Annotated in this window: 12 protein-coding genes and 1 riboswitch; of the genes, 7 read left to right on the top strand and 5 right to left on the bottom strand. The window is 70.3% G+C overall.

Going from position 1 to position 13098, the window contains the following annotated elements:
- Positions 1–11: 11 nt before the first annotated feature.
- Entirely contained in the window at positions 12–1295 is a 1284-nt protein-coding gene (locus BX286_RS24570; protein ID WP_121016318.1) for an extracellular solute-binding protein, read from the bottom strand.
- 291 nt (positions 1296–1586) lie between these two features.
- Between BX286_RS24570 and BX286_RS24565 the strand changes: the two genes are divergently transcribed.
- The 3 genes from BX286_RS24565 to BX286_RS24555 all read left to right on the top strand — a co-directional run bounded on the left by BX286_RS24565 (position 1587) and on the right by BX286_RS24555 (position 4881).
- Positions 1587–2351, top strand: a complete 765-nt coding sequence (locus BX286_RS24565; protein ID WP_079429705.1) for a GntR family transcriptional regulator — start codon at positions 1587–1589, stop codon at positions 2349–2351.
- Between the two features lie 131 nt (positions 2352–2482).
- Entirely contained in the window at positions 2483–4684 is a 2202-nt protein-coding gene (locus BX286_RS24560) for a carbon starvation CstA family protein (protein ID WP_100864106.1), read from the top strand.
- Complete coding sequence (locus BX286_RS24555; RefSeq protein ID WP_121016316.1) at positions 4681–4881, top strand: YbdD/YjiX family protein; 201 nt, start codon at positions 4681–4683, stop codon at positions 4879–4881. Before BX286_RS24560 ends, BX286_RS24555 begins: the two co-directional genes overlap by 4 nt.
- A gap of 57 nt (positions 4882–4938) precedes the next feature.
- Here BX286_RS24555 and BX286_RS24550 read toward each other — a convergent pair whose 3' ends face one another.
- Positions 4939–5523 carry a Uma2 family endonuclease gene (locus BX286_RS24550; RefSeq protein ID WP_079431947.1) on the bottom strand — a complete coding sequence of 195 codons (585 nt, stop codon included), beginning with the start codon at positions 5521–5523 and terminating at the stop codon, positions 4939–4941.
- Positions 5524–5601: 78 nt separating this feature from the next.
- On the opposite strand from BX286_RS24550, the gene BX286_RS24545 reads away from it, so the two are divergent.
- From BX286_RS24545 to BX286_RS24535, 3 genes are all read left to right on the top strand, one after another.
- A complete protein-coding gene (locus BX286_RS24545) occupies positions 5602–6099 on the top strand; it encodes a GNAT family N-acetyltransferase (RefSeq protein WP_079429702.1) in 498 nt (165 codons plus the stop codon).
- 55 nt (positions 6100–6154) lie between these two features.
- A riboswitch (cobalamin riboswitch) is annotated at positions 6155–6289 on the top strand.
- Between the two features lie 144 nt (positions 6290–6433).
- Positions 6434–8824 carry a ribonucleoside-diphosphate reductase subunit alpha gene (locus BX286_RS24540; RefSeq protein WP_079429701.1) on the top strand — a complete coding sequence of 797 codons (2391 nt, stop codon included), beginning with the start codon at positions 6434–6436 and terminating at the stop codon, positions 8822–8824.
- On the top strand, positions 8824–9840 hold the full coding sequence (locus BX286_RS24535; protein WP_185117181.1) for a ribonucleotide-diphosphate reductase subunit beta: 1017 nt from the start codon (positions 8824–8826) through the stop codon (positions 9838–9840). Before BX286_RS24540 ends, BX286_RS24535 begins: the two co-directional genes overlap by 1 nt.
- Here the strand turns inward: BX286_RS24535 and BX286_RS36715 are convergent.
- On the bottom strand, positions 9837–10052 hold the full coding sequence (locus tag BX286_RS36715; RefSeq protein ID WP_079429699.1) for a hypothetical protein: 216 nt from the start codon (positions 10050–10052) through the stop codon (positions 9837–9839). The genes BX286_RS24535 and BX286_RS36715 overlap by 4 nt on opposite strands.
- Before the next feature lie 95 nt (positions 10053–10147).
- Between BX286_RS36715 and BX286_RS24525 the strand changes: the two genes are divergently transcribed.
- The gene (locus BX286_RS24525) at positions 10148–11116 is read left to right on the top strand and encodes a helix-turn-helix domain-containing protein (protein WP_079431946.1); all 969 of its coding nucleotides are present in this window, start codon (positions 10148–10150) and stop codon (positions 11114–11116) included.
- A 202-nt stretch (positions 11117–11318) separates the two neighbouring features.
- On the opposite strand, the gene def is transcribed toward BX286_RS24525, so the two are convergent.
- Both def and BX286_RS24515 read right to left on the bottom strand, forming a co-directional pair.
- Positions 11319–11954: a peptide deformylase gene (gene def, locus BX286_RS24520; RefSeq protein ID WP_100862903.1), complete on the bottom strand. Its 636-nt coding sequence runs from the start codon at positions 11952–11954 to the stop codon at positions 11319–11321.
- Between the two features lie 58 nt (positions 11955–12012).
- Positions 12013–13008, bottom strand: a complete 996-nt coding sequence (locus BX286_RS24515) for a hypothetical protein (RefSeq protein WP_079431945.1) — start codon at positions 13006–13008, stop codon at positions 12013–12015.
- Positions 13009–13098: the final 90 nt, after the last annotated feature.

Raw genomic sequence — 13098 nt, 5'->3', positions numbered from 1 at the left:
CCGACTTCAGGTCACTTGGTGTTGATGACCTTGTCGATCTCGGCGTCGGCGGCCTTGGCCGCGTCCTCGACCGACTTGCCGCCGGTACCGAGGTCACGGAGCATCGTCTGAAGGATCTTGGCCTTCTCGACCTGTCCCCAGCCGGGAGCCGTGGGGACGAACCAGGAGGACTCGGCGGCCGTGGCGGCGACCTGGGTCTTCGGGTCGGCCTTCAGCGGGCCGAGGTCCGTCTTGTTGTTCGGCAGGTTGCCCTTGGCGATCAGGCCCTTCTGGCCCTGGGCGCCGGTGAAGGCGTTGATCCACTCGGCCGCGACGTCCTGGGCCTTGGACTTGGTGGGGATGGCCAGGTCCGAGCCGCCGAGGAAGACCGGCAGGTTCTTGCCGTTGGGGCCGGGCTGGACGAAGTTCTCCAGCTTGTCCGTCAGACCGCCGACCTTGTCGTTCTCCGGGGTCGCGGCGGTGCTGCCCTCCCAGGCCGCGGCGAAGATCGCGGCGGAGTTGCCCTGGCCGAAGACGACCGGACGGTCGGACTCGTCCTTGGTCTTGTCGGCGTGCATGTACTTGTCGAGGAGCTCCTTGTACTGCTTGAGCCCCTTCAGCGACTCGGGGGAGGACAGGGCGCCCTTCCACTTGCCGCCGTCCTTCTTGGCGATGGCGCCGCCGGCGTCGTAGACGAAGGACATGGCCGCGTACCAGTCGGGGGACGGCTGGTAGAGGGCGCTGAACTTGTCGCCCTTGGCCGCCTGGATCTTGTCCAGGGCGGAGGTGTACTCGGCCCAGGACTTCGGGGCGGCGGTGATGCCGGCCTCGGCGGCTATGTCCTTGCGCCAGGTGCCGACGCGGCCACCGGCGTAGTAGGGGACGCCGTAGGACTTGCCGTCGTAGGTGACGGACTCCTTGAGGGCGTCGAGCCACGCGGCGGAGTTCTCGAACTTCGAGGGGTCGACCTCGGCGAAGGCGCCGGTCGACATGTAGCCGATCATCTCGGAGTTGCCCATCTCGACAACGTCCGGGGCCTTGTCCGTGGCGAGCACGGCGTCCAGCTTGGCGTTCTTGTCCGGCCAGCCGTAGTACTCGTGCTTGACGGTCAGGCCCGGGTGCTTCGCGACGATGGCGTCGTCGGCGGCCTTCACCAGGTCGGGCCAGTTCTTCTGGGCGTCGACCGTCAGCCAGACCGTCAGCTCCTTGGCGCCGGACGCCTTGCCGGCGCCCGCCTTGGTGTCCGAGTCACCGCACGCCGCCAGGCCGATAACCATGCCGGCGACTCCCACCGCCGCGATGAGCTTGCGCTTCACGCCACCCTCCTCAGGGATGCTGTCTGCACTTCCCTCGCCCGCCGCGGTGACATACGTACGAAGTACTGCCGTGGGGCCGGGATCTGATCCATATTGGTGTAGACCAGTACCGGGAGCTTGGCCTAGACCTTTAGGGGTGTCAAGGGTCTAATGAGCGGGTGCTCGGTCCGTTACCGGACCGACACCTGGGGGAGGGAGGAGGCCTGCCCTCCCGCCCGTGTCACCATGTGACCGCACATATCGGAGGAGCCGGTGACGGCAGCGAAACTGGAGTCGGGAAGGCGGGCGGCGATGTCCACCGAAGGGGCGACCACGGAGCCGGAGAGCGGACCAGCCACTCGAACGGCACGTGTGCCCAAGTACTACCGGCTCAAGCGGCACTTGCTCGACATGACCGAAACGCTACCCCCCGGCACTCCAGTACCGCCGGAGCGGACGCTCGCGGCCGAGTTCGACACCTCCCGGACCACCGTCCGGCAGGCCCTGCAGGAGCTCGTGGTCGAGGGACGGCTGGAACGCATCCAGGGCAAGGGCACCTTCGTCGCCAAGCCCAAGGTCTCCCAGCCGCTGCAACTGTCCTCCTACACCGAGGACATGCGCGCCCAGGGCCTGGAGCCCACCTCCCAGCTCCTCGACATCGGCTACGTGACCGCCGACGACACCCTCGCCGGCCTGCTCAAGATCGCCACCGGCGGGCGGGTGCTGCGCATCGAACGCCTGCGCCTGGCCAGCGGCGAGCCGATGGCCATCGAGACCACGCACCTGTCGGCCAAGCGCTTCCCCGCGCTGCGCCGCTCGCTCGCCAAGTACACCTCCCTCTACACCGCCCTCGCCGAGGTGTACGACGTCCGGCTCGCGGAGGCCGAGGAGACCATCGAGACCTCCCTCGCCACCCCGCGCGAGGCCGGACTGCTCGGCACGGACGTGGGCCTGCCGATGCTGATGCTCTCGCGGCACTCGCTGGACGCCGACGGCGAACCGGTCGAATGGGTGCGATCGGTATATCGCGGCGACCGTTATAAGTTCGTTGCCCGTCTCCAGCGACCTGCTGTGTGATCAACGGTTGACGGCACTTCGAACGCCGGTGGACGCTCGTACCGCTATGCGGACGGGGGCTTACGTCCACCGACAACCCCCCGTAGATTCCGTGCGCTTGCACGCAAATGATCAACGAGGGGACGAGGATCATGCCGGAACCGGGAGCAATAGGGACACAGCGGACACCGGCGGCGAGAGCCACCCCGCAGTCCATCGCCGTATGGGTGCTCGTGGCCCTCGTCGGCGCCGTCGGCTGGGGCGTGCTGGCGCTCTCGCGCGGTGAGGAGATCTCCGCCGCCTGGCTGCTGGCCGCCGCGCTGGGTTCGTACGCCATCGGCTACCGCTTCTACGCGCGGTTCATCGCGAACCGCGTGCTGAAGCTGGACGGCACCCGGGCCACCCCGGCCGAACGCCTCGACAACGGTGTCGACTTCCACCCCACCGACCGGCGCGTCCTCTTCGGCCACCACTTCGCCGCCGTCGCCGGCGCCGGCCCGCTCGTCGGCCCGGTGCTGGCCGCCCAGATGGGCTACCTGCCGGGGACCATCTGGATCGTCGCGGGCGTGATCTTCGCCGGTGCCGTCCAGGACATGGTGACGCTGTTCTTCTCCACCCGGCGCGACGGCCGCTCCCTCGGCCAGATGGCCCGGGACGAGATCGGCCCCGTCGGCGGGGCCGCCGCCCTGCTCGCCGTGTTCACCATCATGATCATCCTGCTGGCGGTGCTGGGCCTGGTCATCGTCAACGCCCTGGGGCACTCCCCCTGGGGCGTCTTCTCCATCGGCATGACCATCCCCATCGCCCTCTTCATGGGCGTCTACCTGCGCTGGCTGCGGCCCGGCCGGGTCACCGAGGTCTCCGTCATCGGCGTCGCGCTGCTGCTCCTCGCGATCGTCGCGGGCGGCTGGGTCGCCGAGTCCTCCTGGGCCGACTTCTTCACCCTGGAGAAGGAGACCCTGGTCATATGGATGATCGGGTACGGCTTCTTCGCCTCGGTCCTGCCCGTGTGGCTGCTGCTCGCCCCGCGCGACTACCTGTCCACCTTCATGAAGGTCGGCACGATCGCGCTGATGGCGGTCGGCGTGGTCGTCGCGATGCCGACGCTGAAGATGCCCGCGGTCACCGACTTCGCCACGCGCGGCGACGGCCCGGTCTTCGCCGGGTCGATGTTCCCCTTCGTCTTCATCACCATCGCCTGCGGAGCCCTGTCCGGCTTCCATTCCCTGGTCTCCTCGGGCACCACCCCGAAGATGATCCAGAAGGAGACCCAGGTCCGGGTCATCGGCTACGGCGCGATGCTCACCGAGTCCTTCGTCGCCGTGATGGCCGTGGTCGCCGCCTGCATCATCGAGCCCGGCCTCTTCTTCGGCGTCAACTCCCCCGCCGGAGCCATCGGCACCACCGTCCAGTCCGCCTCCGCGGCGGTCGGCCACTTCGGCTTCGCCATCACCCCGGACGCCCTCGCCCAGGCCGCGAAGGACGTCGAGGAGACCACCCTGCTGTCGCGCACGGGCGGTGCGCCCACGTTCGCGCTCGGGATGTCGGAGATCTTCTCCGCCGTGGTCGGCGGGGCCGGGATGAAGGCGTTCTGGTACCACTTCGCCATCATGTTCGAGGCCCTGTTCATCCTGACGACGGTGGACGCGGGCACCCGGGTCGGCCGCTTCATGCTCCAGGACACCCTGGGCAACGTGCACAAGTCCTTCAAGGACGTCAGCTGGAAGCCCGGTGTCTGGCTGGCCAGCGCGGTCGTCGTCGGCGGCTGGGGCTACTTCCTGTGGGTCGGCGTCAAGGACCCGCTGGGCGGCATCAACCAGCTCTTCCCGCTGTTCGGCATCGCGAACCAGCTCCTCGCGGCGGTCGCCCTCGCCGTGTGCACCACCCTGCTGGTGAAGTCGGGCCGGCTCAAGTGGGCCTGGGTCACGGCCGTCCCGCTGGCATGGGACGTGGCCGTCACCCTCACCGCGAGCTACCAGAAGATCTTCTCGGACGACGTGAAGATCGGCTTCTTCGCCCAGCGCGACAAGTACCAGACGGGCATCGACTCCGGGAAGCTGCTGCCGCCCGCCAAGACCATGGACGAGATGCACACCGTGGTCACCAACGCCACGGTCGACGGGGTCCTCTCGGCCCTCTTCGCGGCGCTGATCATCATCGTCCTGCTGGACGCGGCCCGCACCTGCTTCAAGGCCGTCTCCGACCCCGGGTCGGTCCGCCTGAGCGAGGTCCCGTGGACCGAGTCGAAGATCATCGCACCGGCGGGGCTCATCGCCACGGCCGAGGAGAAGGCCCAGCTCGCCGCAGCCGGCCTCGACGGGGGCGGCGGCCGCGTGAAGGACCCGGTCGCATGAGCGGCGCGGTCCGGGCGGCGCTGGCGAAGGCCCGGTACTTCGTACGGGAGTTCTCCGGCGAGGCCGCGTACGACCGCTACGTCGCCCACGCCCGCTCCCACGACCCCGAGGCCGAGGTCATGACCCGCCGCGCCTTCGAACGGGCGCGGACGGACTCCCGCGAGGCGGACCCGCGGGAGGGCTTCCGCTGCTGCTGAGCGGTTACCGAGGGGCCCCGCCGGTTATCCGGCGGGGCCCCTCGTGCGTATGCGGGGTCAGCGCACCCAGTCCTTGAGGGGCTCGGTCTGGAGCGTGATGCCAACGGGGTCCGGCAGCTCGATCTCCTTGCCGTACGCCACGACGTGGACGCTCTCGTATCGCTGCCCGTTGGGCTGGCTGTAGACGGAGACCTCGCACTTGGCCCGGTCGATCAGCAGGTATACGGGGATGCCGGTCTCCGCGTAGGCGCGGGGCTTCTCGACATGGTCCCGTCGACGGGTGTCGGAGTCCCACGAGGTTACCTCGACGGCCATGAGGATCGGATCCGGCTCGACCCAGTCGCCTTGTCCGACGAACGCGTCCTCGTGCGCCAGGACCCCGTCCGGAATGGCGCGGCCCTCCCGGTACTGTTCCGCCTTGATCCCCTGCCCCGGATGCAGGAACAACTCGGGCCGGGACTGCATGCAGATCTTGAGCAGCCACTGGATGATCCGCCCGTGGTCCCCGTCTGGCATGGCCTTGCTCCTGATGACCCCGTCGATGAACTCCAGCCGTGTCCCCGCCCTCTCACGGGCCGCTATGCGCGCCACGGCTTCAAAATCCTCAGTCAGCATGTGGGGTTGGTCTGTCATCACGGTCATGCCTCGCTCGTCTTCCTCGACGGTGCTGTCTCCGACGATAGCGCCGACCACCGACACCCGTCCGGCACACTCGGCGGCATGGACTTCGACATCAGGACGGCAAGGGAAGACGAGTACGCGCGGCTCGGGGAGATCACCGGGCAGGCCTACACCGGGGACGGGCTGCTCGACCTCAACGACGACGACCACTACCTGAACGTGCTCCGCGACGTCGCCGGGCGGGCCGCCGACGGGGAGGTGCTCGTCGCCGTCCGCGACGGGGTGCTCCTCGGCGGGGTGACCTTCGCCCCGCCCGGGAGCCGGCTCGCGGACATCGCCGGGCCACACGAGGCCGAGTTCCGGATGCTCGCGGTGACCGCCGAGGCGCGCGGGCAGGGCGTCGGGGAGGCGCTCGTACGGGCCTGTGCCGAACGGGCCCGCGCCCTGGAGGGGGTCACCGCACTGGTGCTGTCCACCCAGCCGGCCATGCGCGGGGCCCAGCGGATCTACGAGCGGCTCGGCTTCGTCCGCACGCCCGAACTGGACTGGTCGCCCATCCCGCAACTGACGCTGCTCACGTACCGACTGGAGCTGTGACGCCACGCTCCGCATGCAGCCGACACAACATGTGGGGGCTACCGCATCGGGTCGCCCCCACATGTATGCTCATGGCTGCTGCCGCCGCAGGGGAATCCGGTGGGAATCCGGAACTGTCCCGCAACGGTGTGACGTACGCCCACCGGCGTGTCCGCGAGTCCGAAGACCTGCCGGCAGTACCCCCGGATCGACCGACCCGGGGTGTCGATTCGTCCGGGCCTCGCGGTTGGGCCGGTGGACGCCATGCGGTGCTGCCCTGACGGGCCCCTGCCCGCGTGCGCCCGCTCGCGCCCCGCTCCGCCGATGACCGGGCCGAGTGAGGGAGAGCTCCCCCGTGACCATCGCGCCCGCCGCACCGCGCGCCGAGTCCGACCACCCCGAAGCAGAAGGTCCCGGGGCCGCCCTGCTGCGGATCCTCACCGAGCTCACGGCCGACCTCCCCGACACCGACCCCGGCCGGGTCGCCGCCGCCGCCCTGCGCGGCCGCAGCTCCGCCGCCGACGAGGCCGAGCTGCGCGGGCTGGCCACCGAGGCCGCCGCCGGCCTGATCTCCGAGGACCCGGCCTACTCCCGCCTCGCCGCCCGCCTGCTCACGCTGGCCGTCGCCGACGAGGCCGCCGGCCAGGGCTCGACCTCCTTCGCCGAGTCCGTCGCCGTCGGCCACCGCGAGGGCCTGATCGCCGACCGCACCGCCGAGTTCGTCGCCACCCACGCCGCCCGCCTGAACGCCCTCGTCGAGCACGCCCTCGCGGAGGGCGCCGACGACCGCTTCGGCTTCTTCGGCCTGCGCACCCTGCACAGCCGCTACCTGCTGCGCCACCCGCACACCCGTCAGGTGATCGAGACCCCGCAGTACTTCATGCTGCGCGTGGCCTGCGGCCTGGCGGAGGACGAGAGCGTCCGCGCCGTCGAGGAAGTGGCCTCGCTGTACCGGCTGATGAGCCGCCTCGACTACCTGCCGTCCTCCCCCACCCTGTTCAACTCGGGCACGCGGCACCCGCAGATGTCCTCCTGCTACCTCCTCGACTCCCCGCTGGACGAGCTGGACTCCATCTACGACCGCTACCACCAGGTCGCCCGCCTCTCCAAGCACGCCGGCGGCATCGGCCTGTCCTACTCGCGCATCCGCGCCCGCGGTTCGCTGATCCGCGGCACCAACGGCCACTCCAACGGCATCGTCCCGTTCCTGAAGACCCTCGACGCCTCCGTCGCCGCCGTGAACCAGGGCGGCCGCCGCAAGGGCGCCGCCGCCGTCTACCTGGAGACCTGGCACGCGGACATCGAGGAGTTCCTGGAGCTCCGCGACAACACCGGCGAGGACCAGCGCCGCACCCACAACCTGAACCTCGCCCACTGGATCCCGGACGAGTTCATGCGCCGCGTGAACGCCGACGCCGAGTGGTCGCTGTTCTCCCCCGCCGACGTCCCCGAACTGGTGGACCTCTACGGCGAGGAGTTCGACGCCGCCTACACCAAGGCCGAGGCCTCCGGGCTCGCCAAGAAGACCATGCCGGCCCGTGACCTGTACGGCCGCATGATGCGCACCCTCGCGCAGACCGGCCAGGGCTGGATGACGTTCAAGGACGCCTCCAACCGGACCGCGAACCAGACCGCGCTCCCGGGCACGGTGGTCCACTCCTCCAACCTCTGCACCGAGATCATCGAGGTCACCAACGACGGCGAGACCGCCGTCTGCAACCTCGGCTCCGTCAACCTCGGCGCCTTCGTCGCCGACGGCGCGATGGACTGGGAGCGACTGGACGAGACCGTCCGCACGGCCGTGACCTTCCTCGACCGCGTGGTGGACATCAACTTCTACCCGACCGAGCAGGCCGGCCGCTCCAACGCCAAGTGGCGTCCGGTGGGCCTGGGCGCGATGGGCCTCCAGGACGTCTTCTTCAAGCTGCGCCTGCCCTTCGACTCCGCCGAGGCGAAGGCGCTGTCCACGCAGATCTCCGAGCGCATCATGCTCGCCGCGTACGAGGCCTCGTGCGACCTCGCCGAGCGCAGCGGACCGCTCCCGGCCTGGGCCGAGACCCGTACCGCCCAGGGCGTCCTGCACCCCGACCACTACGAGACCGAGCGCCACTGGCCCGAGCGCTGGGACGCCCTGCGCGCCCGCATCGCGAAGTCCGGCATGCGCAACTCGCTGCTCCTGGCGATCGCCCCGACGGCGACGATCGCCTCGATCGCGGGCGTGTACGAGTGCATCGAGCCGCAGGTCTCCAACCTCTTCAAGCGCGAGACCCTCAGCGGTGAGTTCCTGCAGGTCAACGCCTACCTGGTGGAGGACCTGAAGAAGCTGGGCGTCTGGGACGCGCAGACCCGCGAGGCGCTGCGCGACTCCTCCGGCTCCGTCCAGGGCTTCGGCTGGATCCCGGCGGAGGTCCGCGAGCTGTACCGCACGGCGTGGGAGATCCCGCAGCGCGGCCTGATCGACATGGCGGCGGCCCGTACGCCGTACCTGGACCAGAGCCAGTCGCTGAACCTGTTCCTGGAGACGCCCACCATCGGCAAGCTCAGCTCGATGTACGCGTACGCCTGGAAGCAGGGCCTGAAGACCACGTACTACCTGCGCTCGCGCCCGGCGACGAAGATCGCCCGCGCGGCCTCCGGCACCGCCGTCCCGGCCGCCGCCACCCCCACCCAGCTGCCCCAGGCGATGGACGCCGAGGCGCTGGCCTGCTCCCTTGAGAACCCCGAGTCCTGCGAGGCCTGCCAGTAATGAGCTCCACCGAGAAGAAGAACCTCCTCGACCCGGGATTCGAGCTCACGCTCCGCCCGATGCGCTACCCGGACTTCTACGAGCGCTACCGGGACGCGATCAAGAACACCTGGACGGTGGAGGAGGTCGACCTCCACTCCGACGTCGCCGACCTGGCGAAGCTGACGCCGGCCGAGCAGCACATGATCGGCCGTCTGGTGGCGTTCTTCGCGACGGGCGACTCGATCGTGGCGAACAACCTGGTCCTGACGCTGTACAAGCACATCAACTCCCCGGAGGCGCGCCTGTACCTGTCGCGCCAGCTGTTCGAGGAGGCCGTGCACGTCCAGTTCTACCTGACGCTGCTCGACACCTACCTGCCCGACCCGGACGACCGCGCGGCCGCTTTCGCGGCCGTGGAGAACATCCCGTCGATCCGCGAGAAGGCGCAGTTCTGCTTCAAGTGGATGGACTCGGTCGAGAAGATCGACCAGCTGGAGACGGCCGCCGACCGCCGCCGCTTCCTGCTGAACCTGATCTGCTTCGCCGCGTGCATCGAGGGCCTGTTCTTCTACGGTGCCTTCGCGTACGTGTACTGGTTCCGCTCGCGCGGCCTGCTGCACGGCCTGGCGACGGGCACCAACTGGGTCTTCCGCGACGAGACCATGCACATGAACTTCGCCTTCGAGGTCGTGGACACGGTCCGCAAGGAGGAGCCGGAGCTCTTCGACGACGCCCTCCAGCAGCAGGTCACCGACATGCTGAAGGAGGCCGTGGAGGCGGAGCTGCAGTTCGGCCGCGACCTGTGCGGTGACGGCCTGCCGGGCATGAACACCGACTCGATGCGCGAGTACCTGGAGTGCGTCGCCGACCAGCGCCTGGTGCGCCTCGGCTTCCCGCCGGTCTACGGCTCGCAGAACCCGTTCTCGTTCATGGAGCTCCAGGGCGTCCAGGAGCTGACGAACTTCTTCGAGCGCCGCCCGTCGGCCTACCAGGTGGCCGTCGAGGGCACCGTCGACCTGGACGAGGACTTCTAGTCCGGCAGTCCTGCCACCCGAACGGCACCGCCCTTGCGCGAGGAGCCGGGACGCGACACGTGAGCGCGTCCCGGCTCTTCGCGTTCCTGCTCCCGGCGTTCCGGCCCGAGCTGGCGGTCGATGCGGCGTTCGTGCAGGAGGCCGTGGAGGGAAGGGGCGAGGAGGAGGGCGGCGACGGTGAGGACGGTGAGGTAGTCGAGGAGCGTGTTCATGACTCCAAGATCGCTCGGGCGGCGGGAACCGGACAGTGGCAGGACTGTCATGGAAGAGCGAATTACTGCCACACTGGGTCCATGCTGAAGGCTGGATCATGAAAAGCGTGGCCGTGGCCCTCGTCGACGGGGTGGCCCCCTTCGAGTTCGGGATCTTCTGCGAGGTCTTCGGGATCGACCGGAGCGAGCAGGGGCTGCCCGTGTACGACTTCGCGGTGTGCGCGGCCGAGGAAGGGCCGCTCACCATGGCGGACGTCGGCTTCACCGTCGCGCCGGCCCACGGGCTGGAGCGGCTGGAGGTAGCCGACCTGATCTGCCTGCCCGCCGACCGCAAGGCGCCGGTGCGGGAGTACCCCGAGCCCTTCCTCGACGCCCTGCGCCGGGCCGTGGACCGGGGGGCGCGGGTGCTCAGCGTGTGCAGCGGGGCCTTCGTGCTCGGCGCGGCCGGGCTGCTGGACGGGCGGCGCTGCACCACCCACTGGATGCACGCCCCCGCGCTGGCGCGGCGCTATCCGGCCGCCCGGGTCGACCCGGACGTTCTCTACGTGGACGAGGGGCCGGTGATCACCGCCGCCGGGACGGCCTCGGGCATCGACGCCTGCCTGCACGTGGTCCGCCAGGAGCACGGGGCCGAGGTGGCCAACACCATCGCCCGGCGGATGGTCGTCCCGCCCCACCGGGACGGCGGCCAGGCCCAGTTCATCCAGCGGCCGCTGCCGCGTACCGGCTGCGACACGGTGGGCGAGGTGATCGGCTGGATGGCCCGGCACCTGGACGAGGAGATCACCGTCGAGCAGCTGGCGGAGCGGGCCCACATGTCGCCGCGCACCTTCGCCCGCCGCTTCCTCCAGGAGACGGGGACGACCCCGTACCAGTGGGTGCTGCGCCAGCGGGTGCTGCTGGCGCAGGAGTTGCTGGAGTCCACCGACGACACGGTCGACGCCATCGCGGGCCGCAGCGGTTTCGGCAACGCGGCGGCCCTGCGCCACCACTTCCTGCGGGCCCTGGGCACCACCCCGAACGCCTTCCGCCGGGCCTTCCGCGGTCCGCGCGCGGCGGCCTGACGGGCGGGAGGCACCCACGGCCGGTATTCGCCCCCTGACTTGACATGCGGGGCCGGCAGGTCTGGCCGTCGTGCCGTGGCGGTGGTGGGATCCGAACACGCCGCACCGCGCGACCCACGCGGAACACCCCCCACAGGCGAAGGCCCCGTTCCGGAGCGTTTCCGGAGCGGGGCCTTCGTGCGTCCGCGGGGTGCGGGCCGGGTCAGTCGTTCGCGACGACCGGGTAGCGCGGGGTGTTCTCCGCCATCTGGCGCAGGGCGTCCTTGCGGTCGCGCTTGGAGAGGCGGTCGATGTACAGGTAGCCGTACAGGTGGTCGGTCTCGTGCTGGAGGCAGCGGGCGAAGTAGCCGGTGCCGCGGACCTTGATCGGGTTGCCCTGGGCGTCCTGGCCGGTGACCTCGGCGTAGTCGGGGCGGGCCAGGGAGGCGTAGGCGGTGGGGACGGAGAGGCAGCCCTCGTTGGAGTCGTCCAGGACGCGGGAGCCGGCCGGCAGCTCGACGAGCTTGGGGTTGACCACGACGCCCGTGTGGCGGACGCCGTCGTCGTCGGGGCAGTCGTAGACGAACACCTTGGCGTCCACGCCGATCTGGTTGGCGGCCAGGCCCACGCCCTCGGCGGTCTTCTGGCTGGCGAACATGTCGTCGATCAGCTGCGCCAGCTCGTCGCCGAACTCGGTGACGTCCTTGCACTCGCGGTGCAGGACCGGGTTGCCGACGACCGTGATCGGACGGGACGTACCGCGCTCGCGGTGGGCGAGCTCGCGCGCCTCACAGTCCTCGGTGTCCACGACGTAGCCTTCGTCGTCGATCGGGGTCACCTGGTTCTCCTGCTGCGCCATGTCCGCCGTACGCCTTCCCTCAAGTCCGTGGTGTGCCCGTACAGCCTACGGCCCGGGGTCAGCAGACTTCTTCGAGATCCCGCCACTCCCGGCTGTCGGGGCTGTCGGCGACCCAGCCGTCGAGCAGTCCGCGCACCAGTCCGGCCGGGGCGGCGATGCCGCATTCGCGCTCGGGGACCCACAGGGAGCCGGATCCGGCCGTGCGGTGGCCGAGCGGGCCGGGGTGGCCGGGCTCGCTGTGGTCGTGGGGGTCGAGGTGGTCGCCGTTGCCCTCGCCGCTGGGCATCGAGCTCTCCGAACAGGTCCGGCAGAGCAGCCGCACCGACGAGGACCAGTCCTCGGCGGCGAAGCCCGCGTCCGAGGCCAGCTGCTCCAGGGCGTCGCGGTCGTCCTCGGTGGCCGCCTCCAGCAGGACCACCCAGGTCGGCACCGGAGAGGGGGCCCACAGCTCGATCTCGTCGAAGACCGGGTACGAGGGCCCGGCCGCGGTGACCCGCTCGCCGTGCGGCACCCCGTCGTGCAGGACGACCTCGCCCCAGCGCCGTCCCGAGGAGGGCAGCGGGATGGACAGGACCTCCATGCGGGCTGGATCGAGCCTGCGGCCCCATACGACCTCGGCCTCGCCCTCGGGCGACAGCCGCACCGCCGCGCTGCCGAGCTCCATGCCGGTGGGCTCGCCCGTCCCGGCCGTGCTGTGCGGGTCGCCGGGCACCTTGAGCCCGTACGCCTGCCAGGCCCGGCGGGCCAGCGGCCAGTCCTGGAGGGCGGTCGCGGCGATGCCCACGTTCCACCAGTCCGGGGCGCCGGTCTCGCGGTCCAGCAGGGCCACGGCGCGCAGGCCGGCGGCCCGTGCCTGCTCCCAGTCGTGCCGGAACTTGTGGAGGAGGGCCAGGTTGAACCAGGACTCGGACAGCCAGGGCTCCAGGTCCGCCGCCCTGGTCAGCAGCGCACCCGCGTCCTCGTACCGACCGTCGCCGATCAGCGTGAACGCGCGGTCGGTGGCCTGCCGCCACGAGGCGGAGGGCCGATGCCGTACCTTCCCGAAGATCCTCACGATTCCCGCCTGCCGCTCCAACGGTTCAGCCCTGCGGACACCCTCACGGACACCCCTTACTGCATCCAACCATGCCCGCTCGGACGACCG

Source organism: Streptomyces sp. 3211.6 (genome assembly GCF_003634815.1).
In the GTDB taxonomy this organism is placed as follows: Bacteria; Actinomycetota; Actinomycetes; order Streptomycetales; family Streptomycetaceae; genus Streptomyces; species Streptomyces katrae_A.
This window is presented reverse-complemented; position numbering and strand designations above follow the sequence as displayed.

What these genes read in the sequence shown, in the direction of transcription:
- def (WP_100862903.1), bottom strand. Translation starts at nt 11,954, where the DNA reads ATGGCGCAGCAGGAGAACCAGGTGACCCCGATCGACGACGAAGGCTAC.
- BX286_RS24565 (WP_079429705.1), top strand. Translation starts at nt 1,587, where the DNA reads ATGTCCACCGAAGGGGCGACCACGGAGCCGGAGAGCGGACCAGCCACT.
- BX286_RS24555 (WP_121016316.1), top strand. Translation starts at nt 4,681, where the DNA reads ATGAGCGGCGCGGTCCGGGCGGCGCTGGCGAAGGCCCGGTACTTCGTA.
- BX286_RS24550 (WP_079431947.1), bottom strand. Translation starts at nt 5,523, where the DNA reads ATGACCGTGATGACAGACCAACCCCACATGCTGACTGAGGATTTTGAA.
- BX286_RS24535 (WP_185117181.1), top strand. Translation starts at nt 8,824, where the DNA reads ATGAGCTCCACCGAGAAGAAGAACCTCCTCGACCCGGGATTCGAGCTC.
- BX286_RS24545 (WP_079429702.1), top strand. Translation starts at nt 5,602, where the DNA reads ATGGACTTCGACATCAGGACGGCAAGGGAAGACGAGTACGCGCGGCTC.
- BX286_RS36715 (WP_079429699.1), bottom strand. Translation starts at nt 10,052, where the DNA reads ATGAACACGCTCCTCGACTACCTCACCGTCCTCACCGTCGCCGCCCTC.
- BX286_RS24560 (WP_100864106.1), top strand. Translation starts at nt 2,483, where the DNA reads ATGCCGGAACCGGGAGCAATAGGGACACAGCGGACACCGGCGGCGAGA.